Annotated in this window: 27 protein-coding genes and 1 pseudogene; 22 read left to right on the plus strand and 6 right to left on the minus strand. The window is 42.8% G+C overall.

The features are described from left to right. Positions 1–281: 281 nt before the first annotated feature. The 11 genes and pseudogenes from guaA to NDN13_RS15240 all read left to right on the plus strand — a co-directional run bounded on the left by guaA (position 282) and on the right by NDN13_RS15240 (position 7377). Positions 282–1850 (plus strand): glutamine-hydrolyzing GMP synthase, encoded by a 1569-nt coding sequence (gene guaA, locus NDN13_RS15195; RefSeq protein ID WP_251116065.1) that lies wholly within the window; start codon positions 282–284, stop codon positions 1848–1850. 57 nt (positions 1851–1907) lie between these two features. Further along, the gene (locus tag NDN13_RS15200) at positions 1908–2690 is read left to right on the plus strand and encodes an ANT(3'')-II family aminoglycoside nucleotidyltransferase (RefSeq protein ID WP_251116066.1); all 783 of its coding nucleotides are present in this window, start codon (positions 1908–1910) and stop codon (positions 2688–2690) included. Between the two features lie 9 nt (positions 2691–2699). After that, a pseudogene (locus NDN13_RS19905) lies at positions 2700–2786 on the plus strand (OprD family outer membrane porin); the annotation flags it as partial. A 160-nt stretch (positions 2787–2946) separates the two neighbouring features. Further along, positions 2947–3288 carry a hypothetical protein gene (locus NDN13_RS15205; RefSeq protein WP_251116067.1) on the plus strand — a complete coding sequence of 114 codons (342 nt, stop codon included), beginning with the start codon at positions 2947–2949 and terminating at the stop codon, positions 3286–3288. 303 nt (positions 3289–3591) lie between these two features. Further along, a complete protein-coding gene (locus NDN13_RS15210; RefSeq protein ID WP_251116068.1) occupies positions 3592–4119 on the plus strand; it encodes a PadR family transcriptional regulator in 528 nt (175 codons plus the stop codon). A gap of 14 nt (positions 4120–4133) precedes the next feature. Beyond that, a complete protein-coding gene (locus tag NDN13_RS15215) occupies positions 4134–4523 on the plus strand; it encodes a Fur family transcriptional regulator (RefSeq protein WP_251116069.1) in 390 nt (129 codons plus the stop codon). Between the two features lie 19 nt (positions 4524–4542). Then, positions 4543–4839 (plus strand): DUF3861 domain-containing protein, encoded by a 297-nt coding sequence (locus NDN13_RS15220; protein WP_251116070.1) that lies wholly within the window; start codon positions 4543–4545, stop codon positions 4837–4839. Positions 4840–4883: 44 nt separating this feature from the next. Further along, positions 4884–5123 (plus strand): DUF2798 domain-containing protein, encoded by a 240-nt coding sequence (locus tag NDN13_RS15225; protein WP_251116071.1) that lies wholly within the window; start codon positions 4884–4886, stop codon positions 5121–5123. Between the two features lie 160 nt (positions 5124–5283). Continuing rightward, positions 5284–6231, plus strand: a complete 948-nt coding sequence (locus NDN13_RS15230) for a pirin family protein (RefSeq protein WP_251116072.1) — start codon at positions 5284–5286, stop codon at positions 6229–6231. Beyond that, positions 6228–6626, plus strand: coding sequence for an OsmC family protein (locus NDN13_RS15235; protein ID WP_251116073.1), 399 nt, complete (start codon positions 6228–6230; stop codon positions 6624–6626). Before NDN13_RS15230 ends, NDN13_RS15235 begins: the two co-directional genes overlap by 4 nt. Positions 6627–6723: 97 nt before the next feature. Beyond that, positions 6724–7377, plus strand: coding sequence for a glutathione S-transferase family protein (locus NDN13_RS15240; RefSeq protein WP_251116074.1), 654 nt, complete (start codon positions 6724–6726; stop codon positions 7375–7377). A 57-nt stretch (positions 7378–7434) separates the two neighbouring features. On the opposite strand, the gene NDN13_RS15245 is transcribed toward NDN13_RS15240, so the two are convergent. The 3 genes from NDN13_RS15245 to NDN13_RS15255 form a co-directional block, all read right to left on the minus strand. After that, positions 7435–8046: an SPOR domain-containing protein gene (locus tag NDN13_RS15245; protein WP_251116075.1), complete on the minus strand. Its 612-nt coding sequence runs from the start codon at positions 8044–8046 to the stop codon at positions 7435–7437. 277 nt (positions 8047–8323) lie between these two features. Continuing rightward, positions 8324–10114 carry an arginine--tRNA ligase gene (gene argS, locus NDN13_RS15250; RefSeq protein WP_251116076.1) on the minus strand — a complete coding sequence of 597 codons (1791 nt, stop codon included), beginning with the start codon at positions 10112–10114 and terminating at the stop codon, positions 8324–8326. A 172-nt stretch (positions 10115–10286) separates the two neighbouring features. Next, positions 10287–11207 (minus strand): Dyp-type peroxidase, encoded by a 921-nt coding sequence (locus NDN13_RS15255; protein ID WP_251116077.1) that lies wholly within the window; start codon positions 11205–11207, stop codon positions 10287–10289. A 157-nt stretch (positions 11208–11364) separates the two neighbouring features. Between NDN13_RS15255 and NDN13_RS15260 the strand changes: the two genes are divergently transcribed. Then, positions 11365–11991, plus strand: coding sequence for a LysE family transporter (locus tag NDN13_RS15260; protein WP_251116078.1), 627 nt, complete (start codon positions 11365–11367; stop codon positions 11989–11991). Positions 11992–11997: 6 nt separating this feature from the next. Here NDN13_RS15260 and znuB read toward each other — a convergent pair whose 3' ends face one another. From znuB to NDN13_RS15275, 3 genes are read right to left on the minus strand one after another with little or no spacing between them, the layout of a single operon-like run. Further along, positions 11998–12807, minus strand: coding sequence for a zinc ABC transporter permease subunit ZnuB (gene znuB / locus NDN13_RS15265; RefSeq protein WP_016542582.1), 810 nt, complete (start codon positions 12805–12807; stop codon positions 11998–12000). Positions 12808–12810: 3 nt separating this feature from the next. Continuing rightward, on the minus strand, positions 12811–13599 hold the full coding sequence (znuC, locus tag NDN13_RS15270; protein WP_023271001.1) for a zinc ABC transporter ATP-binding protein ZnuC: 789 nt from the start codon (positions 13597–13599) through the stop codon (positions 12811–12813). Further along, entirely contained in the window at positions 13572–14069 is a 498-nt protein-coding gene (locus tag NDN13_RS15275; RefSeq protein ID WP_023271000.1) for a transcriptional repressor, read from the minus strand. The genes znuC and NDN13_RS15275 overlap by 28 nt, the downstream gene beginning before the upstream one ends. Positions 14070–14290: 221 nt before the next feature. Between NDN13_RS15275 and NDN13_RS15280 the strand changes: the two genes are divergently transcribed. From NDN13_RS15280 to NDN13_RS15325, 10 genes are all read left to right on the plus strand, one after another. After that, the gene (locus NDN13_RS15280; RefSeq protein WP_065344151.1) at positions 14291–15130 is read left to right on the plus strand and encodes a metal ABC transporter substrate-binding protein; all 840 of its coding nucleotides are present in this window, start codon (positions 14291–14293) and stop codon (positions 15128–15130) included. 170 nt (positions 15131–15300) lie between these two features. Next, a complete protein-coding gene (locus NDN13_RS15285; RefSeq protein WP_016660529.1) occupies positions 15301–15699 on the plus strand; it encodes an ATP synthase subunit I in 399 nt (132 codons plus the stop codon). Between the two features lie 100 nt (positions 15700–15799). Next, positions 15800–16675, plus strand: coding sequence for a F0F1 ATP synthase subunit A (atpB, locus tag NDN13_RS15290; RefSeq protein ID WP_016542587.1), 876 nt, complete (start codon positions 15800–15802; stop codon positions 16673–16675). Between the two features lie 82 nt (positions 16676–16757). Beyond that, positions 16758–17003 carry a F0F1 ATP synthase subunit C gene (gene atpE, locus NDN13_RS15295; protein ID WP_000424060.1) on the plus strand — a complete coding sequence of 82 codons (246 nt, stop codon included), beginning with the start codon at positions 16758–16760 and terminating at the stop codon, positions 17001–17003. 39 nt (positions 17004–17042) lie between these two features. Then, positions 17043–17513 carry a F0F1 ATP synthase subunit B gene (locus tag NDN13_RS15300; RefSeq protein WP_004656525.1) on the plus strand — a complete coding sequence of 157 codons (471 nt, stop codon included), beginning with the start codon at positions 17043–17045 and terminating at the stop codon, positions 17511–17513. 11 nt (positions 17514–17524) lie between these two features. Continuing rightward, entirely contained in the window at positions 17525–18061 is a 537-nt protein-coding gene (locus tag NDN13_RS15305) for a F0F1 ATP synthase subunit delta (protein WP_005240421.1), read from the plus strand. Between the two features lie 42 nt (positions 18062–18103). After that, complete coding sequence (gene atpA / locus NDN13_RS15310) at positions 18104–19648, plus strand: F0F1 ATP synthase subunit alpha (RefSeq protein ID WP_004656522.1); 1545 nt, start codon at positions 18104–18106, stop codon at positions 19646–19648. A gap of 77 nt (positions 19649–19725) precedes the next feature. Beyond that, positions 19726–20595: a F0F1 ATP synthase subunit gamma gene (atpG, locus tag NDN13_RS15315; RefSeq protein ID WP_005240419.1), complete on the plus strand. Its 870-nt coding sequence runs from the start codon at positions 19726–19728 to the stop codon at positions 20593–20595. Between the two features lie 30 nt (positions 20596–20625). Next, positions 20626–22020: a F0F1 ATP synthase subunit beta gene (gene atpD / locus NDN13_RS15320; protein ID WP_004656517.1), complete on the plus strand. Its 1395-nt coding sequence runs from the start codon at positions 20626–20628 to the stop codon at positions 22018–22020. A gap of 28 nt (positions 22021–22048) precedes the next feature. Continuing rightward, positions 22049–22468, plus strand: a complete 420-nt coding sequence (locus NDN13_RS15325; protein WP_004656515.1) for a F0F1 ATP synthase subunit epsilon — start codon at positions 22049–22051, stop codon at positions 22466–22468. Positions 22469–22671: the final 203 nt, after the last annotated feature.

The raw sequence follows: 22671 nt of genomic DNA on the forward strand, positions 1-22671 counted from the left end.
GTATAAAAAGGCAACGATGCTGTCGATTGAATACCTTTCCGTGGTAGTACATATCTTGACTCGTCATCTTAGCACCAATTTTTGCTTTATGTTGAGCAGAATAGGCAAGAATTGTTGATTTAACTCTCCTTATTTTAGCTTTTGTTGTTTAAATTTAGTTTAAATATCAGTGTCGATTGCTCAATCCAATGAAAAAACAAGATAGATGATGAATTGCGATGCGTCAAAGCGTGAAAAATGTTAGAATGTGGCGCTTAATTCATTTGCCTTTAAGATGAACCATGACGACCAATACTCAAATTACTGAAGATCGTATCCTTATTCTGGATTTCGGCTCTCAATATAGCCAGCTCATTGCACGTCGTGTGCGTGAAGCGGGTGTCTATTCTGAAATGTATGCATTCGATATGTCTGAAGAAGACATTCGTGCGTTTAATCCGAACGGGATTATTTTGTCAGGTGGCCCTGAGAGCGTACATGAAGAAGGCAGCCCACGCGCGCCGCAAGTTGTATTTGAATTAGGCGTACCAGTGTTGGGTATTTGCTATGGTTTACAAACCATGTCTGAACAACTTGGCGGTAAAGTAGAGCCAGGTACAGTACATGAATTTGGTTATGCAGAAGTAGATATTCTAGTACGTGATCATTTGATTGGTAACTTGCAAGATCGCGAGAACCAGCTTCACGTATGGATGAGTCATGGCGATAAAGTCAGTGCGATTCCAGAAGGTTTCCAAGTGACTGCAAGCACACCAAGCTGCCCATTTGCTGCGGTGAGTGATGAGACGCGTCGTTTCTATGGCGTACAGTTCCATCCAGAAGTGACGCACACAGCTAAAGGTGCTGAATTACTGTCGAATTTCGTACACAAGATTTGTGGTTGCCGTGGTCTTTGGACACCAGAACACATCATCGACTTACGTGTAGAACAGTTACGTGCACAAATTGGTGATGAAAAAGTTCTATTAGGTTTGTCTGGCGGTGTGGATTCATCTGTGGTTGCTGCATTATTGCATAAAGCCATTGGTGATCAGTTGACCTGCGTATTTGTAGACAATGGTTTACTTCGTTTAAACGAAGGTGATCAAGTGATGCAAATGTTTGCGGAAAACATGGGGATCCGTGTGATTCGTGCCGATGCTGAACAGCGTTTCTTGTCTGCATTGGCAGGTGAAGTTGATCCTGAGAAAAAACGCAAAATCATTGGTCGTGAGTTTATTGAAGTATTTGCAGAAGAAGCACGTAAACTTGATGGCGTGAAATTCTTGGCACAAGGTACGATTTATCCAGACGTAATTGAATCTGCTGCAAGCAAACAAGGTAAAGCACACGTGATTAAATCACACCACAATGTGGGTGGTTTACCTGATGACCTAGAGTTTGAATTGGTTGAACCGCTACGTGACTTGTTTAAAGACGAAGTACGTAAATTAGGTACAACAATTGGTTTACCGCATAGCATGATTTACCGTCATCCATTCCCAGGTCCTGGTTTGGGCGTGCGTATCTTGGGTGAAGTGAAAAAAGAATATGCTGATATTCTTCGTCTTGCTGACGACATCTTTATGCAAGAACTCCGTGACAGCGGTTGGTATGACAAAACTGCTCAGGCGTTTGCGGTATTCCAACCTGTAAAATCAGTGGGTGTTGTTGGTGATGGTCGCCGTTATGCATGGGTGATTGCACTGCGTGCTGTTGAAACTGTTGACTTTATGACAGCACGTTTTGCGCACTTACCGTATGACTTGGTTGATAAAATCTCAACCCGTATCATGAACGAAATTAAAGATGTTTCACGCGTTGTGTACGATGTGTCATCTAAACCACCAGCAACGATTGAGTGGGAATAAGACCAAAGGCAGGATGAAAATCCTGCCTTTTTTTATGCGGTTGAAAAGAGGTCAAGCATGTCCGAAACCTTGCAACTCGAACAGTTAACAGCATCTCTACAGCAGCTTTTGGGCGAATCCCTGTTTGCCATTTATCTGTATGGATCAGCTGTTGATGGCGGGCTAGGTCCAGAAAGTGATCTGGATATTTTGGTTGTGGTGAGTCAAGCACTGACACTCCAGCAACGACAACAACTGGCAGAAACCTTATTACACATTTCGCATCCGATTGGTGCTGCACAACGTGCACTTGAAGTCACCATCGTACGCAAAGATCAAATTCTTTCAGGCAGTTATCCACTCAGTTACGAACTACAGTTCGGGGAGTGGTTACGGGAGGAATTAAGCCAAGGTGATATACTTAGCGAACATGCAGACCCAGATCTGAGTATTTTGCTGAAGAAAGCACAAATGCATCATCGTACTTTGTTCGGGCCAAGCTTGACACAGTGGTCAGCTGAGATTCCTGTACAGCACCTCTGGCAGGCGATGGCAGACACCTATCCATCGATTGTGGCGCATTGGGATGAGGATGCCGATGAACGTAATCAGATTTTGGCCTTATGCCGTATTTATTTTAGCTTGATGACGAATGAGATTGCACCTAAAGATCAGGCCGCACACTGGGTGATGGTTCAGTTACCACCGCAACATCAGCCTGTTTTGCAGCATATGATCCAAGAATATAAAGGTGAGATAGGCAAGCAAAATTGGCAACAACAGCGTCAGGCTTTAGCCCCTGTTGTTGACTTCCTTAGTATGAAAATAGAAGTGCTTATACAGCAAAAAGTACATAGATAATAAACATTTCAATATCTGCGTGCTGATTACAAGATCAAACATGGTAATGACTTTGGTGAAGACCGTTTATTTGCGAACTATACGAAGCGGTTTTAATCGTATTCAAGGTCGTAAAAAAGAGTGCCTGAGCACTCTTTTTATTTCTTTATGATGATATGTTCTTTTAAATATTAATTTCGAATAAGGTTTATTCTGTGATAATTAAATTGATATTTATAATATGAACATATTATTGAAAATAATATAGAGGTGTAAAATGAGTTTTTTCACAAAACTACAAGTTAGATATACTGATTTTGATGAAGTTGATCTTTCATTTCAAAAGAATAAAATTTTAGAAATATTAGCGAATGATGGAATTCATGAAGATGTCTATAGTGACCTAGTTAATGCCTTTAATCATGGTGAGGAAAGCATCAATATTGATCCTGTTTATTGTTTAGAGTTAATAGAAAAAATATCAACGCTATTTTCTGGAAAAAATTTTGAATGTCGAGGGCTTGGGGATGAATATTTCTATACATGGATTCTTTGTGTTGAAAATGGTCAGATTGTTTTTAAAAACCAACCATGGGAAAGTGAAAATCCCTTTGTTTAACACAACAAACATTATTTTAAATAATATTTAAAGCAATTATTTTAGTTTTTAAATCAGTAACCTAGATGTAAAGATTACATTTAAAATGATTCGGTTGTTTTGAAATGAAATTTGATGCTTGTTACCAAAAAAGAGTGCCTACGCACTCTTTTTTATTGCTTTAGCGTCCAAAATTTCTTTTTAGAATAAATAACCTAATAAATATCAAATGGTTAAAAATTTAAGATATATCTTAACTTGATAAAAGATATATTAAGATATATCTTAATATGCGTAAATTAAACAAATAAGAGAAAAACAAAGATGAACCATTCATCAGATCATCATGAAAAAGAACATGATATCCAGCATCGAGAACATTACCGAGCAGGCCGCCGTGGCCGCTTATTTGAATCAGGTCGCATGAAGCTGTTGGTGTTGCATTTGATTCAGCAAAGTCCTAAACATGGTTATGAAATTATTAAAGAAATCAGCGACTTGGTGGGAGATGGATATACCCCAAGTGCAGGCACGATTTATCCAACACTAACTGCGTTGGAAGAAATGAATTTGATTCACGTGCTGGATGCTGAACGTAAGCAATATCAGATTACTGACTATGGCGACAGCTATTTAAAAGAGCAGCAAGACATGCTGTTGGCGCTTCTACAAAAGCTGCGACTAAGACGTGAAATTCACAATAATGATCAGCTGATTGATATCCATCGCGCGATGGAAAATCTGAAAACCGCATTGCGTTTAAAGCTGAATATTGCAGATTTGCAACAAGATCAGATCCATCAAATTGCAGAACAAATTGATCAGGCTGCCATCGCAATCGGACGTTTATAAGTTGGGAGCGAAACATGTTAGAGCTACAACAGAAAATCAAACAGGCAGGGCTGCGAGTCACGCATCCACGTATGGCGGTACTATCTGTGTTGGCACAACAATCAGAGGAGCTTACGGTAAAGCAGATTTATCAAAAACTTAACATGCAACAACAGCAGTTAAGTCTGGCAACGGTGTATCGGGTGGTCAGTGATTTGGTGCAGGTCGGGTTGATTGCCAGTTATCAGTTTCATCGGGCAGAGACCAAGTTTAATTTACCTTCAATCCCTAACAGTCAAATGCTGCATATCCGTTGTGCCGATTTAACCACAGCCAAACAGACCGCATTTTTACAGTCGTTGGCTGCGGTATTTCATCAATTTCAAGTCGACCTGATGCAGGTTGAAATTAAAGAGAGTGCTTAAAGCCTCTTGGAGCAGAAGCATGAAACAACATCAATACCATGTCACGGTACAGCATTTAAAGGATGCAAAAGGGCAAGTCTCGACCTATACCGAGCGTTTAGAGTTTTATACGGGTAATCATGACGATATCTTTGAGATCGTCGAGCGTTTGAAGAAGGCTGATTTTTTTGATGATCAAACCACCAAATCATTTGCAGTGGGTTTAAAGCTGTTTAGTGAAGTGATGTTGGAAAATAAAAATCATCCTTTATTTGAGGAGTTTCTTCCGCAATTTGGTCAATTTATGAAAAATTTAAAGCAACAGGTAAAGAAATAGTGAAAAATTTCAACGAAATGGAGTTAGCAGCTAAAAAGTGGTCTATGAAAAAACTACCTGCAAAATATGCGGCGTGGATATTGCCCTTAATTTTATCTTTTTTTATGAGTGGGGTTTTGTCATTGGCCAATATGTGGATGAGTATTGGCTTCATTCCCGAGTTTTTCAGTAAATGGTCAGCAACATGGATGTTCTCTTGGTTGATTGCGTATCCATTGGTCATGTTTCTATTACCCATTGTACGTCGTTTAACCGGTTTGATCGTTGATATGCAAGCTCATTGATGAACTTCGGAGGATGAATGGGGGATCAATAAGGGGGAATAGAGATTGTCTCATGAATAACACTCTGTGTATTACTAAAAGACTATATTGCTGAATGATTGTATTGTTAAGATCAAGCTATCAACTCATTGCAATAGCATAGGTAAAAGAGAGCAATATCATGAGCAATAATAACGACTACGATATTTCTGATTCAAAAGACTGCGAAACATATATCAATAAATTCATTCAAGAATTTACTATTCGTTCTGCTGAAATTGGCAAGGGAACTGTGATCAAACGGGCTTTGCCGAGCCGACAAAAACGTTTGGTCGGGGCGTGGTGTTTTCTCGATCATGCTGGGCCTGTGAGTTTTCCAGCGGGCGATGGTCTGGATGTGGGACCGCATCCGCATATTGGTTTGCAGACGTTTACATGGATGATTGAAGGCACCATGATGCATACCGATAGTCTGGGTTCAAAACAATTAATTCGTCCGAAGCAGGTCAATTTGATGACGGCAGGTCACGGAATTTCACATACTGAAGTTGCACCCGATTCCGAAACCAAAATGCATGCTGCGCAGCTTTGGATTGCTTTACCAGATGATAAGCTGAATATGTCGCCTAAGTTTGAGCACTATCCAGATTTACCAATCGTGAATAAAGATCAGGTTGAATTTACGGTACTGGTTGGGGATTTCCTCGACACAACTTCACCTGTACAGGTGCATACCCCTTTGGTGGGTGTGGATCTGACGGCACAAGCCGATACCAAAACCCGTATTCCGTTGAATCCAAAGTTTGAATATGCCTTTATGGCCTTAGAAGGCACGGCTCGCGTCAATGGGCATGAGCTGACTGCTGATAATATGGTGGTTCTGGAAACGGGTTTAACGGAAATTGAAGTCGAGTTAACTCAAGGTCACCGTCTGTTATTGATTGGGGGTGAACCGTTTGAATCGCCGATTTTACTGTGGTGGAATTTTGTCGGGCGTACAATGGAAGAGTTAAAGCAAGCGCGCGAAGACTGGATTAATCACGATGCTCGTTTTGGGGAAATTCCAGATTACCAAGGTAAACGCCTAGAAGCACCTGTGTTACCCGATCAAATGAGGGCATCAAAATGAGTATTATTGCCAGTGCAGCAGTCCAGACGTTACCAGAACCTTGGAAAGGCGAGGTGAAGAGTGGTACACATCAATTTCTTACCGATAAACCAGAACAGTTTGGTGGACATGATACAGGGCCAGCACCTTATGATTTCTTGACCACAAGCTTGGCCTCCTGCACCATGATTACCTTGCGCATGTATGCACAGCATAAGGAAATGGATTTGGGTGCGTTTTCGGTTGAAGTGGATTTCCATACCAATCGCGAACAACAGGAGCGAATTGAACGCCGTGTAATATTTGAACAACCTGTTTCACAAGATTTAAAAGAAAAGCTTCTCAATGTCTGTAGCAAAACCCCTGTTACTAAAACTTTGTTACGTAGTTTAGACATTCAGACCACGATTCTTTAAGACTAAAGTGCTATTGTGCTTGGGCAAAACATAATTCTAAGCGTAGCTATGAGAGGGACTAAAACCATAGTTACGCAGCTAAAAAGCAGGCACAAAAATGATTACCTTACATTACCTACAATGTTCACGTTCGTTCCGTATCTTGTGGGCATTAGAAGAACTTGGTGTGGATTGCCAAGTTGAGTATTATCAAAGGTTAGCCAATTTCTCAGCACCAGACAGCCTCAAACAGATTCACCCACTCGGTAAAGCGCCGATTTTGGTGGATGGTGAAGATGTCATTGTTGAATCTGCGGTAATCCTCGATTACTTGCAACAACAGTATGACCTTCAACATCAATTTAAACCGCAACAACCCGCTGAGCAGCGCCAATATTCGTATTGGATGCATTATGCCGAAGGTTCATTGATGCCTTTATTGGTCATGACCTTGGTGATGAACAATGTCAGCAAACATGTTCCATGGGTCATTCGTCCGATTGCTGAAAAAATTAGTGATGGTGTCAAAGCTGGCTTTGTGCGTCCACGGGTGAAAGAACATATTTTGTATCTTGAAGATTATCTGGCAAAACATGATTATTTTGCAGGTGATTTTTCTTTTGCCGATATTCAAATGGCCTTTCCGCTGATTGCCATCCAAAACCGTTTACACGGTAAATATCCAAATATTCAAGCCTTTGTGCAACGGGTTCAACAACGCTCAGCCTTTCAACGTGCTGAGCAAAGAACCTTACATTCTCAATGTGCATAAATTTTTAAGCATAAAAAAGGGGGAGCAGATTGTTCCCCTTTTTTATTATGAATTGGTTTAGCGCTTAATCACAATTGAATCAATACCGCTGTGTTGCAGGGTTTGTTGTGCTGCCAAAGCGGACTCTTGACTGTCATAAGGGCCAGAGAATACACGATACCACGTTTGACCATTTTCAACGCTTTTCACCACATCTGCAGATAAACCATTCAAGATGATCTCTGCACGACGTGCGTCGGCACTGTCTGGGTCAGGGTAGCTGCGTACTTGTAAAATATAAGTTGCATGTGCAGGTGCGGCAGCTTGTTCACTTGGGGTGATGCCACTTGGATCTTCGGTTGTGGTGGTCTCAGGTTTTGGTGACTCAATAATGACCACATTGCCTTGAGGTTTGGTCTCAGGTACGGCTTGTTCTGGAATCGGGGTCACTTGTTGCTGAGGAAGTAAGTCATAAAAACGGTAGTCTTTATTGGTGTTTTCTTCTTCATAATGTTCAGAGGTCACCTGATTTTTTGCAGGGACTGGCTGCCACGGTTGCCAAAGCATTAACATTACGGCAGCGCATAGGATCGCGAGAATTGCGACAAGCATTCCCAACCACTTTGGAATGAGCGGTTTTTTAGGCTTGTTTGGTCGTTCAGATACACCACGTTGCGTTTTTCCAAACACCGGAAAATTCCTCTTGATCCTATTAGGTTATTTGTAACTTGAATCTGCTTAAAAACAAAGCATTATGTTTAAAAATAATGCTTTGTTTACCATATTGTCTAACAATGATGGCTTAAGTTTACATGTGTTTAAGCTTTGATTTACGGGTTGTCGTTTTACCTCAGGCATAGCCTTCGGTCTTGCAGCCATGTGTGAAGCGTTGCTTTGCTGTTTACATGGTTACTTCGGGCACAGCCCTCCGTCTTGCGACCATGTGTGAAGCTTTCGCTTCACTTTTTTACATGGTCTCAGGAGCGGATACACCGAGTAATTCTAAGCCATTACGCAAAACTTGTTGTACGTTGATTGAAAGTAATAAACGTGCTTGTGTCAGTGCCACATCATCACCCAATACTTTATGTTCGTTGTACCAAGCGTGGAATAGGGCTGCGAGCTCTTTCAGATAGTTACCAATTTGGTGTGGTTCATAGGCATTGGCTGCACGGACTAAGATATCTGGATAAGCAGCAAGCTTAGATAAGATCTCAGTTTCAGCATCAAGTTCTAAACGATTGGCTTGTTCACGTGCCGCAACAGCATCAAAACTGATCCCCGTAGAAGCTGCTTTTTCTAACATACGGCAAATACGTGCATGGGCATATTGAATGTAATACACCGCATTGTCTTTGCTTTGTGAAACAGCAAGGTCAAGGTCAAAGTCGATGTGTTGTTCAGACTTACGCATCACATAGTAGAAACGTGCAGCATCGTTACCCACTTCTTTACGTAGATCACGTAAAGTCACGAACTGACCCGAACGCGATGACATTTGTACCATCTCGCCACCACGCCATAAGCTCACGAACTGAACCAAAAGTACAGTCAGTTTCTTCGAGTCATAGCCCATGGCATCAATCGCTGCTTTGACACGTGAGATATAACCGTGGTGGTCAGAACCCCAAATATCAATCAGGTCGGTATAGCCGCGTTGTAGTTTATTCAAGTGATAAGCAATGTCAGAAGCAAAGTAAGTGGTTTGACCATTACGACGTTTCACCACACGGTCTTTTTCATCACCGAACTCAGTTGATTTAAACCAGATGTTACCGTCTTTTTCATAGAGGTAACCACGTTGGTCTAATGTCTCCAGTGCCTCATCAATTTTGTCAGTTAAAGAGTCTTCACTGAACCATTTGTCAAAGGTCACGCCAAAGTCAGCCAAGTCATCTTTGATGTCATCTAAGATGGCGTGCAAAGCTGCTTGATGGAAAACACGGTAGTCTGCACCCAAGTGTTGTTGTGAGTTTGCGATCAAACCATCAATGTGCTTTTCTTTGTCGCCAGAAAGGACAACTTTGTTGCCTTCTGCATCGAGTTCTTCAGCGTATTGAACATCTTCTGGTACATCTTTATAAATGTCAGCAACAGTACGAACATGTGCATTGCCATCTTTATCAATAATTTCTTGAGCGATTTCTTTAACGTAGTCGCCTTGGTAGGCATTTTTAGGGAAAACTAAAGTTTGTCCCGTCAATTCTAAATAACGTAAATAAGTTGAAGTCGCCAAAATGTCCATTTGACGGCCTGCATCATTGACATAGTATTCACGATCAACGGTTGCACCTGTTGCTTCTAATAGGTTTGCAACGGTCATACCATATGCTGCGCCACGCCCATGTCCGACATGCAGACTAGAGGTTGGGTTGGCAGAGACAAACTCGACTTGGATCTTTTTAGCTGCATTGGCTTGACTACGACCATAGTCATTTTTTTGTGCTTGGATTTGATCAAGCACGGCATAGCGTTGGTCTGCATTTAAAAAGAAGTTAATAAAACCCGGACCTGCAATTTCTGCTTTGGTAATGTCAGCCACTTCAGGCAGGGCTGCCAAGATTTTTTCAGCAAGATCACGTGGTTTCATGCCAGCAGCTTTGGAGCCGATCATGGCGATATTTGAAGCAAAGTCTCCGTGACTTCGGTCTTTGGTACGGGTTAAATGGCTCGTGTTGGTCCAATCGGAAGGAAGTACACCTTGCTGTTGCAGGGTTTGTACCGCATGATCAAGAGCTGCTTGTATTGCCGTATTCATAGTTACCGAAAATAAATGTCGCGGAAAAACGAACAATATAGCAAACTTTATCGGCTTAGGGGGAGTGGGATTGATCTGGAATTAACATATTCCTATAAAACTTTTTAAGTTCATGTTTTTAAGTTGTGTGTTGAAGATGCTATACCTTTGATAGATATAGCATCTTGGTCTTTTAGTCTTCTAAAATCTGTTCTAATAATTCATCGCTTGGCGCGAAGTAATAAGCACCATCAATCGCAGTGGTAAAATGCAATAAGCGATCATGAATGCCATCACCTGTTGTCCCAAACATACGTTTCAGCATCTCGTCAATAATGCTTAAATTGTTGGTGTAAGCGACAAAGAACAAGCCTTGCTCACCTTTGCCATCACCATAAGGCAAGCTGTGGCGCAAGATTTCCATTTCTTCCCCCTCGTCATCTTCCACGACGGTACGTGCGACATGCGAGTTCTGTGGTTTGATGTCATCATCCAGTTCAATTGACTCGAGTTTGGTCCGACCAAACACATGCTCTTGCGCATCAACTTTCAGTTGTTGCCATTTTGCTAGGTCATGGATATAGCGTTGTGCAAAGATAAAGCTACCATCAGCAAATGCCTCTGCCTCCTCAGGAAGTAGGGCCGCTTCAGCGCGGTCATCCGGGAATTGCGGATTCTCCGTTCCGTCAATAAAGCCAGTCATGTCACGACCATCAAAGAAGCGGAAACATGCGCGTTCCTCCAAGACTTCGACTTTATCCTGAATACCACTAAAGAAGGCTTGGCTCATGGCAAAGCAAATATCAGCACGGGCACTGGCAATATGAATAAATACATCAGCGGGTACCACAGGCATCTGAAACGCACCCTGTTGTGGGTCAAGTTGCTTAAAACCTTCAGGCGTTTGGGCATAAAGTTTTGCCCACAGTTCAGGGCCAAAAGCGATCGCTGTTTTGATTTGGTCATTCGGGTGTTGCGTGATCAAGCGGTCACGCGTCGAAAGTAGCGCTTCAATCTGTTGTTTTAATTCAGCAATGCTTAAATCTTTTAAACGTAAAACAATAAAGCGGGCATGATCAGAAGGTAATGGAAGAATGACAGATTGCGCAGTCATTAAAATCTCCTTAGTTATTTTTAAGGGGCAAAAGAATAATTGTGCCTGATGTTATGAGGACTGAGTAGCTGGTTTGTTAAATTTTCTTGCCTAAAATATCATCACGATGCGTTGATAAAACGGTATAATTCAACTTTTATTGTTCAACGCTGTTGCTATGTCTGTGCAGGTTTGGTTTGCTTTTATGTTGGCGTGCTGGGTGATTAGTGTCTCACCGGGTGCTGGCGCAATTGCCTCAATGTCGAGTGGGCTGAACTATGGCTTTCGACATGGTTATTGGAATGCGATTGGTTTGCAAGTCGCATTGATTATTCAAATCCTGATTGTTGCGGCAGGTGTCGGTGTCCTATTTGCGACCACGCCTTGGGCTTTTCAGGTGGTAAAATGGTTCGGGGTGATCTATTTATTGTACTTGGCTTATACACAGTGGAAAGCACCGATTCAGAGCATCGAAATTCAGCACGAACAGAATGATAAATCTGCTTTAGCTTTAGTATTTAAAGGCTTTGTGGTGAATATGAGCAACCCCAAAGCAATCGTGTTTTTATTGGCTGTTTTGCCACAATTTTTGGACTTGAATCGACCACAGTGGCTGCAATACCTCATTATGGCGGTCACGATGGTGACGATTGATTTGATTGTCATGGCAGGCTATACCGGACTGGCATCGAAAGTATTAAGACTGCTTCGTTCGCCGACACAGCAAAAATACTTAAATCGTGGTTTTGCGGTGATGTTTAGTTGTGCAGCCTTATTATTGAGCGCCATTCAGCAATCTAGCTAAACCTTGTTAGGCCGATTGAGACTGGCTTTTGAGTTTCTGTACGATAAAAATGGCAGCAAAACACAGTGCCATGCACAACACAATGCTCAGGCCTGTTGAAATATTTAAGGCAGCACTTGACCATAGGCCAACTGTGACGCCAAGCTGTGCCAGAATAAAGGCCCAGACCACCATCTGTTTGGGAGAGTGCGCCAGTAAGCGTGCGCTAAGTGCTGGAATCACCAACAGTGCACCCATTAATAATGAACCCACTGCACGTAAAGCCAGTACCGTAAACAATGCCAATAACAACATAAAGATCAGGCGTTGCCAATTGGCACTGACGCCTTCACTCATAGCAATATCAGGATCAATCGCAATTTGAATTTGTGCTGACCAAGAGCGATACAGTACGATCAATGCGGCGATGATGACCACGGCAAACATCGGTAAATCAGACCATTCGATACTGAGTAAATCACCGAATAAATAGCTGAGCAATTCAGGGCGTAGGCTTGGCACTTGCTGAATCAAGAGTAAGCCTGAGCAGAGTAGGGTCGCAGAGCTTAAAGCGAGCAAGGCATCATTGGGTAGGCGAGAGTCATGCAGCACCCACAGCAATGCAACCAGTAACAGCGCCAGACAGGCAACACCCAACCAGAAAGGTAAATTTAAAATACCTGCAACTGCGACCCCTAGTAGGGTGCCGTGAGCCATGGTATCGGCAAAAAAAGACATTCTGCGCCACAGCATTAGGCAACCGAGTGGAGCGGTCAGAAAAACCAGCAATGACCCCATGATCCAAGCAGGTAGGAGGAGTTGTAACCATTCCATCATGGCTTAGACCTTTGGCTCTGGGTGAATGTGTGGACGTGGATCGTGAGAACACGGTTCGGCATGATCACTATGCCCACAGTGATTATGGTGATGCTGATAGAACATTCGTTGTGTGCCAAAAATGGCTTGATATTCTGGATGCTGTTGAATATTTTCAGGCAAACCGCTGCAACAGATGTGTTTATTGAGGCAGACCACACGATGCGTACCTTGCATGACCCATTGCAAATCATGCGACACCATCAGGACGGCACAACCATAGCGTTCGGGTAAGCTGCGTACATATTCATACAGTTCAGCTTCAGACTGGATGTCCAGACCTTGCATCGGTTCATCCAAGACTAAGATATCAGGCTGCCGCAGTAAGGCTCGAGCCAGTAAAACGCGTTGCCGTTCACCGCCTGATAGCTGCTGTACTTTGGATGCTTGTAATTTTTGGATGCCGGTGTCGCGGACAATCTCTGCACGTAAATCAGCGCTGCAGATTTCAAGATCAAGTAAATCTTGTACCCGTAAAGGCAGGCTGGCAGACGGATTAAACTTCTGCGGCACATAAGCCAGTTTTAATTTTTTTGAAAAGCGCACCTTGCCTTTATTGGGTGACATGATGCCAAGGAGTACTTTGATTAAGGTTGATTTGCCTGCGCCATTGGGACCAATCAGCGTCACAATCTCTTTTGACTGCAAAGCAAAATCGACATTTCTCAAAATATCCCGTTCGTCACGTCGAACCGAGACTTTCTCCAACTGTATAAGCGGAGTGTTTACTGGCGTATGCTGCACTGATGACATTTTCCAGAAATTTCAATAATGCTGTGTTGCGCTAAAAACTGGTCTGAGGCGGCAAGTTGGTCGAGTTGTTGAATCAAGCCTTGCGCAGAAGCCTCTTTGACAGAATGGCATTCGGTACAAATCAGGAAAGCAGCTTGGTGTCCTTCACGTGGATGGCAACAAGGTATATAGGCATTGATTGAGGTCAGTCTGTGAATGAGGCCTTTTTCTAATAAAAAGTCTAAACTGCGATACACTGTCGGTGGGGCAGCAGGGCGGTCTGCTTGGCCTTTAATTTTTGCCAATAAGTCATAAGCACCCATTGGGCCAGAGGCATTCAAAATGAGTTCAAGCACTTCTTTACGCAAAGGGGTCAGGCGAGCGCCAGTCGCAGTGCATAACAATTCTGCTTCAGCAAGTCGCGCTTTAATATCGTGATGACCATGAACACCATGTAATGCATTGTCATGTTCATGTGAACAAGAACTCATAGATTGACCTCATTGTTTTTGTAGAACCTATTGATCTGTTACAGCGCCATAAAGGCTGATGACCTTACAATAGATTCAATATCATAACACGCAATTTAGGATAACTATCTATATATAGTTAAAGCCAAGTCTGTTCAGGTGATGAATCTCGAAAATAGACATAGGCATTTTTTAACTTTTGTTATATTATAACATGCTTCGCTAAATTGAGTAATGCTGTGATGTCTCGCCTAATTGTTTTGGTCTTGTTTTCGATGTTAAGCACATGGGGCTGGACACAAAGCTTGGTGGTTTCAACACACCCAATTTATTTGATTGCTAAACAAGTGACAGACGGAGTAGAAGAGCCGATCCTGTTATTGAAAGATCAAAGTGGCCATGATGTGCAACTCACACCCGCCCATCGTAAAGCGATTCAAGATGCTTCCTTGGTGATTTGGCTGGGTAAAGCCCATGAAGCGCCACTGGAAAAAATGCTGAACCAAAACCGTAAAGCAATTGCTTTATTAGACTCAGGCATTTTAACCGCTTTGCCGTTACGTAATTTACGTGGTGTATCTATGGCCAATACCGTAGATAGTCATGTGTGGTTAGATCCGAATAATGCGGTTCGGATCGCTTTCTTTATTGCAACTTTACGTTCTCAGCAATACCCAGAAAATAAAGCCAAATACATGGCCAATGCCAAAGAATTCTCTCAGCAGATGCTGCAAGCTTCACAACAATATGAAAGCTCGAATAAAGCCAAAAACTATTGGTCTTATCATGATGCCTATCAGTATCTAGAACGTGCTTTGAACTTAAAATTTGCGGGTGCATTGACCGATGATCCACATATTGCCCCAACGGCAGCTCAAATTAAGTACTTAAGAGACAATCGTCCGCAAAATAAAATGTGTCTATTGGCCGAAACGACAGCAAGTGCCAGTCAGTACCAAAAAATGAACCCAGTAGTTTTCCAGTCAGTCGATGAAAGCATGCGCGGCGAAGACAATTTTGTAACAGCGTGGCAAAAATTGGCTTCAAAAACCGATAAATGCGTAATAAGTGCACAAAATTGATCAAAAAAATAAAAATCAATTGACTCTATCGTCAAAAAATATGGTAACGAAAAAAGCAGACTTAAGTCGAGAAAAGATTGCATGTTCAGGGGTGTAACTCTATAATGCCTGCGATTCGAAACGATCATGATTAAAACTTGTCAAGCAGTTCTGCTGTAAGTGGGTAAAAAATGAGCCAAACTAGTCGCATGATTGACCGACGATTAGCAAAAGCTTTGGTCTTCTTACAAGCGTGTATGATTCCTGTTGCCGCTTTACTGGCATGGGCAATCAAAGATACAACTGCTGCTTTGAGTGCTGCGCTTGGGGCTTTGGTATGTTGGTTGGCACATTGTTATTTTGCTTGGCAGTCGTTTAGAACGGCAGGCGCAAGAGCATCAAAACAAGTCATGCTGAATATGTACCGAGGAATGCTCGGTAAGTTTGCGATTGTGATTGTGGGTTTTATATTAATTTTGAGCAATGTTAAACCGCTGTCACCGGTTGCATTGTTTTGTGGATTTATTCTCGTACAAGCGATGTCGTGGGTCGCGCCATTTTGGGTGGCACGTCTACAAAAACGAGGGTAAGGCACATTTTGAGATTTTTGGAAGTAGAGACGGGATCTTTGCCATCCGCTTGATTCGTTTCTACTTCTTTTTAATGATTGACATTGACCAGGTGTGATTTATGGCTGCTGAAGAACATGCCCTGACTTCGACCGAGTATATCAAGCATCACTTGACCAATATGACCTATGGCAAAATGCCTGACGGTACATGGAAATTGGCTGAGACTGCTGAAGAAGCTCATTCGATGGGGTTCACTGCAATTCACTTGGATTCAATGGGTTGGTCTATCGGACTTGGTGTGATTTTCTGTTTGTTGTTTTGGACAGTTGCGAGAGCTGCGAATGCAGGTGTTCCAACTAAATTCCAATCAGCAATTGAAATGATTATCGAGTTTGTTGACTCAAGTGTTCGTGATACTTTCCACGGCAAATCACGCTTAATTGCACCCTTGGCATTAACCATTTTCGTGTGGATTTTCCTCATGAACGCAATGGACTTAATCCCAGTTGACTGGATTCCGTATACAGCTCAATTGATTGGTGCAAACGTATTTGGCATGGACCCTCACCACGTTTACTTCAAGGTTGTTCCTTCTACTGACCCGAACATTACCCTTGGTATGTCGTTGTCTGTATTTGTTTTAATCTTGTTCTATAGTATTCGTGAGAAAGGGATCGGCGGTTTCGTCGGTGAATTGGCACTTAACCCATTCAACCCAAGTAACCCAGTTGCAAAAGCGTTATTGATTCCAGTGAACTTAATTTTGGAATTAGTAACTTTCCTTGCTCGTCCAGTTTCGTTAGCTCTACGACTGTTCGGTAACATGTATGCGGGTGAGTTGATCTTCATCTTGATCGCATTATTGCCGTTCTGGATCCAGTGGGCGTTATCTGTGCCTTGGGCTATCTTCCACATTCTCGTAATCACGCTGCAAGCATTTATCTTTATGATGCTGACCATCGTTTACTTGAGCATGGCAAGCGAAAAGCATTAATGGTATTGCCTGATTGTCACCTGACAGTTGGGCTTAAATTTTAGTTTAATTTGGTAATAACCTAACCTCTGAGGAATTTTTCATGGAACTCACTTTAGGTCTAGTTGCAATTGCATCTGCTATCTTGATCGCTTTCGGTGCTTTAGGTACTGCGATTGGTTTCGGTCTTTTAGGCGGTCGCTTCTTAGAAGCTGTTGCTCGTCAACCAGAATTGGCTCCACAACTTCAAACTCGTATGTTCTTAATCGCGGGTCTTCTTGATGCTGTGCCTATGATCGGTGTTGGTATTGGCTTGTTCTTCATCTTCGCTAATCCATTTGTAGGTTAATAGCTTAATTCCTAAATCCACATATTGAGGAATAGCGAAATGAATATCAACCTCACATTGATTGGCCAAGCAATTGCATTTGCGATCTTTGTCGCATTCTGCATGAAGTTTGTATGGCCTCCACTAATCAATGCGATTAGTGAGCGTCAGCGTAAAATCGCTGATGGCTTAAATGCTGCTGAAAAAGCAAAAGCTGACCTTGCTGATGCGCAAGCACAAGTTAAGGCAGAATTAGACGCAGCAAAAGCACAAGCGGCTCAATTGATCGAACAAGCGAACCGTCGTGCAGCACAATTGATCGAAGAAGCGCGTACCCAAGCATCTGCTGAGGGCGAGCGTATTCGTCAACAGGCGAAAGAAACTGTTGATCAAGACATCAATTCTGCTCGCGAAGAATTACGTCAACAAGTTGCTGCTTTGGCAGTTGCTGGCGCAGAAAAAATTCTGAACCAACAAGTTGACGCAGAAGCTCATAATGCCATGCTGAATCAGCTGGCTGCTAAACTTTAAGCGAGGCGAATATGGCTGAACTCTTGACGTTAGCACGCCCGTACGCCAAAGCAGCATTTGCTTATGCATCTGAGCAGAATGCAACTGACGCTTGGTCAAATGCGTTACAACTGCTCGGTGCTGCGGTGCAAGACGAAGCATTTTCCGCTTATTTAAATCGCCCTGAGCTGACTCCTGCGGAACAAGTAGGTCTTTTTGCCAAGGTTTTAGGTGAAGATCAGTCTCAATCAGTGTCAAATTTCTTGACCTTGCTTGCAGACAACGATCGTTTGGTTTTATTACCTGAAATCGCAGCAGAATACGAATTACTTAAATCGCAGAACAACAACACATTGGAAGTAGAGATTGAATCTGCTTTCCCAATGGATGCGACACAAGAGCATATTTTAGCTCACGCGCTTGAAAAACGTTTTAACAGAACAGTTCATGTCACTGTTAACGTTAATCCAGCGTTAATCGCAGGTGTTGTGATTCGTGCAGGCGACCAAGTGATAGATGACTCTGCGCTTAACAAGCTTGAAAAAATGCGGACTCGTCTTCTTGCCTAACAGCAAAAAGACTGAACTTAAAAAAGATTGAGGAATAGCGCAATGCAACAACTGAATCCATCCGAGATCAGTGCGCTCATTAAACAGCGTATCGGCGATCTGGACACCAGCGCGACCGCGAAGAATGAAGGTACCATCGTCATGGTATCTGACGGTATCGTGCGTATTCACGGTCTTGCAGATGCAATGTACGGTGAAATGATCGAATTCGACGGCGGCTTATTTGGTATGGCACTGAACCTAGAACAGGATTCAGTGGGTGCCGTTGTTTTAGGTAACTACCTAAGCCTGCAAGAAGGTCAAAAAGCTCGTTGCACAGGTCGTGTATTAGAAGTTCCGGTTGGTCCTGAACTTCTTGGCCGTGTCGTAGACGCTTTGGGTAACCCAATTGATGGTAAAGGCCCGATTGATGCAAAATTAACTGATGCTGTTGAAAAAGTAGCACCAGGTGTAATTTGGCGTCAGTCTGTCGACGAACCTGTTCAAACTGGTTATAAATCAGTTGATACCATGATCCCTGTAGGTCGTGGTCAGCGTGAGTTGATTATTGGTGACCGTCAAACTGGTAAAACAGCAATGGCGATCGATGCGATCATCGCTCAGAAAAACTCTGGCATTAAATGTGTATACGTTGCGATTGGTCAAAAACAATCAACAATTGCAAACGTGGTACGTAAGCTAGAAGAAACTGGCGCTATGGCGTATACAACTGTTGTCGCAGCTGCGGCCGCTGATCCTGCAGCAATGCAGTATTTAGCTCCGTACTCTGGCTGTACAATGGGTGAATACTTCCGTGACCGCGGTGAAGATGCATTAATCATTTATGATGATTTGTCTAAGCAAGCTGTTGCTTACCGTCAAATTTCATTATTGTTACGTCGTCCACCAGGTCGTGAAGCGTATCCAGGTGACGTATTCTATCTTCACTCGCGTCTTCTTGAACGTGCTTCGCGCGTTTCAGCTGATTATGTTGAGAAATTCACGAACGGTGCAGTAACAGGTCAAACTGGTTCTTTAACTGCATTACCGATCATTGAAACTCAAGCTGGTGACGTATCTGCATTCGTACCAACCAACGTAATTTCGATTACTGACGGTCAGATCTTCTTAGAAACATCATTATTCAACGCAGGTATTCGTCCTGCTGTGAACGCGGGTATTTCGGTATCACGTGTTGGTGGTTCAGCTCAAACTAAGATCATCAAAAAATTGTCTGGTGGTATCCGTACCGCTCTAGCGCAATACCGTGAATTGGCTGCGTTTGCTCAGTTCGCTTCTGATCTTGATGAAGCAACGCGTAAGCAACTTGAGCATGGTCAACGTGTAACTGAGTTAATGAAGCAAAAACAATATGCTCCATACTCAATTGCTGACCAAGCTGTTTCTGTATATGCATCTAACGAAGGCTACATGGCTGACGTAGAAGTGAAGAAAATCGTAGACTTTGATGCTGCGTTAATCTCTTACTTCCGTTCTGAACATGCTGCGTTAATGCAACAGATCGATGAAACTGGTGATTACAACAAAGACATCGAAGCAGCGTTCAAAGCAGGTATTGAGAGCTTCAAAGCGACTCAAACTTACTAAGTTTATCTTTAGTTAAGTTTGGTTCACGGATCAACCTTCGGAAGCTCGAAAGAGCTTTCGAATACTAGGTTAAGCGTATGGCAAATTTAAAAGAAATTCGCGCCAAAGTAGCTAGTATCAAGAGCACGCAAAAGATTACTCGCGCGATGCAAATGGTAGCTGCTTCGAAAATGCGTCGTGCGCAAGAGCGCATGGCTCAGGGCCGTCCGTATGCCGATAATATGCGCCGTGTAATTGCTCACTTGGTACAAGCAAACCCTGAATATAAACACCGTTATATGGTTGAACGCCCAGTTAAGCGCGTTGGCTATATCGTTGTGTCTTCAGATCGTGGTTTGGCAGGTGGCTTGAACATTAACTTGTTCAAGAAAGTTGTGCAGCATGTCAAAGCACAACAACAGCAGTCAATTGAAGTTGAATTTGCTTTGATTGGTCAAAAAGCGGTTTCGTTTTTTAAGAATTACGGCGGTAAAGTGCTTGGTGCAACGACCCAACTTGGCGATGCGCCGAGTTTGGAACAGTTGACTGGCTCAGTACAGGTTATGCTTGATGCATTTGATAAGGGCGAATTAGATCGTATCTACCTCGTATCAAATGGCTTCGTCAATGCGATGACTCAGCAGCCTAAAGTTGAACAACTTGTTCCTTTAGCACCGGCAGAAGAAGGCGATGACCTCAACCGTACTTATGGTTGGGACTATCTCTACGAACCAGAAGCAGAAGAATTGTTAAATGGTTTGTTGGTTCGCTATATCGAGTCTATGGTTTATCAAGGTGTGATTGAAAACGTTGCATGTGAGCAGTCAGCTCGTATGGTCGCGATGAAAGCAGCGACAGACAACGCAGGACAATTGATTAAAGACCTACAGCTCATTTACAACAAGCTGCGTCAAGCCGCGATTACTCAGGAAATTTCCGAGATCGTTGGCGGTGCCGCTGCCGTTTAACATTATTAAGTTTGAATTGAGGAGACAGCAATGAGTAGCGGTCGTATCATTCAGATCATCGGCGCGGTTATCGACGTCGAGTTTGAGCGCAATAGCGTTCCTAAGATCTATGACGCTCTCCAAGTTGACGGTACTGAAACTACATTAGAAGTTCAGCAACAGCTTGGCGATGGTGTTGTTCGTACCATCGCAATGGGTTCTACAGAAGGTCTTAAACGTGGCCTAAATGTAACCAGCACAAATGCACCGATTTCTGTTCCAGTAGGTCCAGCGACACTTGGTCGTATCATGGACGTATTGGGTCGCCCAATTGATGAAGCAGGTCCTGTAGCGACTGAAGAGCGTTTGCCGATTCACCGTCAAGCACCTTCTTATGCTGAACAAGCAGCTTCGACTGATCTTTTAGAAACTGGTATTAAAGTCATCGACTTACTTTGCCCGTTCGCGAAAGGTGGTAAAGTTGGTCTATTCGGTGGTGCCGGTGTTGGTAAAACCGTTAACATGATGGAGTTAATCAACAACATCGCGAAAGCTCACTCAGGTTTATCTGTGTTTGCTGGTGTTGGTGAGCGTACTCGTGAAGGTAACGACTTCTATCACGAAATGAAAGATTCTAACGTTCTTGACAAAGTAGCAATGGTCTACGGTCAGATGAACGAGCCACCAGGTAACCGTTTACGCGTAGCGTTAACTGGTTTGACCATGGCTGAATACTTCCGTGATCAAAAAGACGAAAATGGTAAAGGTCGTGACGTATTATTATTCGTCGACAACATCTACCGTTATACACTTGCGGGTACTGAAGTATCAGCATTGTTAGGTCGTATGCCATCTGCAGTAGGTTACCAACCGACACTTGCAGAGGAAATGGGTGTTCTTCAAGAGCGTATTACGTCGACTAAATCTGGTTCGATCACATCGATCCAAGCAGTATACGTACCTGCCGATGACTTAACAGATCCATCGCCTGCAACAACGTTTGCTCACTTAGATGCTACTGTTGTATTGAGCCGTGACATCGCATCTTCTGGTATTTATCCAGCGATCGATCCACTTGACTCAACTTCACGTCAGTTAGATCCATTGGTTGTTGGTGCTGAGCATTATGAAATTGCACGTTCTGTACAGAACGTATTGCAACGTTATAAAGAGCTTAAAGACATCATTGCAATCTTGGGTATGGACGAGTTAGCTGAAGAAGATAAATTGGTTGTTTACCGTGCGCGTAAAATCCAACGTTTCTTCTCTCAACCGTTCCACGTAGCTGAAGTATTTACTGGCGCGCCTGGTAAATTAGTACCACTTAAAGAAACGATTCGTGGCTTTAAAGGTCTATTAGCTGGTGAATACGACCACATCCCAGAACAAGCGTTCTATATGGTTGGTGGTATTGACGAAGTGATTGCTAAAGCCGAGAAACTTTAATTAGCAACTCTAATTTAAGGAGATTCTCATGGCGACTATGCAATGTGACGTTGTAAGTGTGAAAGAGTCGATTTACTCTGGACAAGTTACGATGTTAATCGCAAAAGGTGCGGGCGGTGAGCTTGGTATTTTACCAGGACATGCGCCACTCGTAACTTTACTCCAACCGGGCCCGATCCGTGTTCAGTTGGAAAATGGTACAGAAGAAATCGTGTATGTATCTGGCGGTGTGTTAGAAGTTCAGCCTCATGTTGTGACCGTGCTTGCAGATACTGCAATCCGTGCTGACAACTTAGATGAAGTGGCAATTATGGAAGCTCGTAAACAAGCTGAACAATTGCTCGCAAATCAAAAGAGTGATCTGGATTCTGCAGCCGCGCTTGCTTCGCTTGCAGAAACTGCAGCTCAGCTTGAAACGATTCGTAAAATCAAAAACCGCGCACTTTAATTATTGCAGGTTCGAGATTGAAAAAAGCCACCGTCAGGTGGCTTTTTTTTATACATTAAAATAAGAAGTTGTATTTTTATAGATAATTATCATTTTAATATTAATTCTTGTTATCATTTGTGAACTTAAAAAATGAGAAATTAAAAGTGCAGTCCAAAATCTTACTTCTAGCTCCTTTATTTATCTTATGTGTTGGTTGTACT

It is taken from the genome of Acinetobacter sp. C32I (genome assembly GCF_023702715.1).
GTDB lineage: Bacteria > Pseudomonadota > Gammaproteobacteria > Pseudomonadales > Moraxellaceae > Acinetobacter.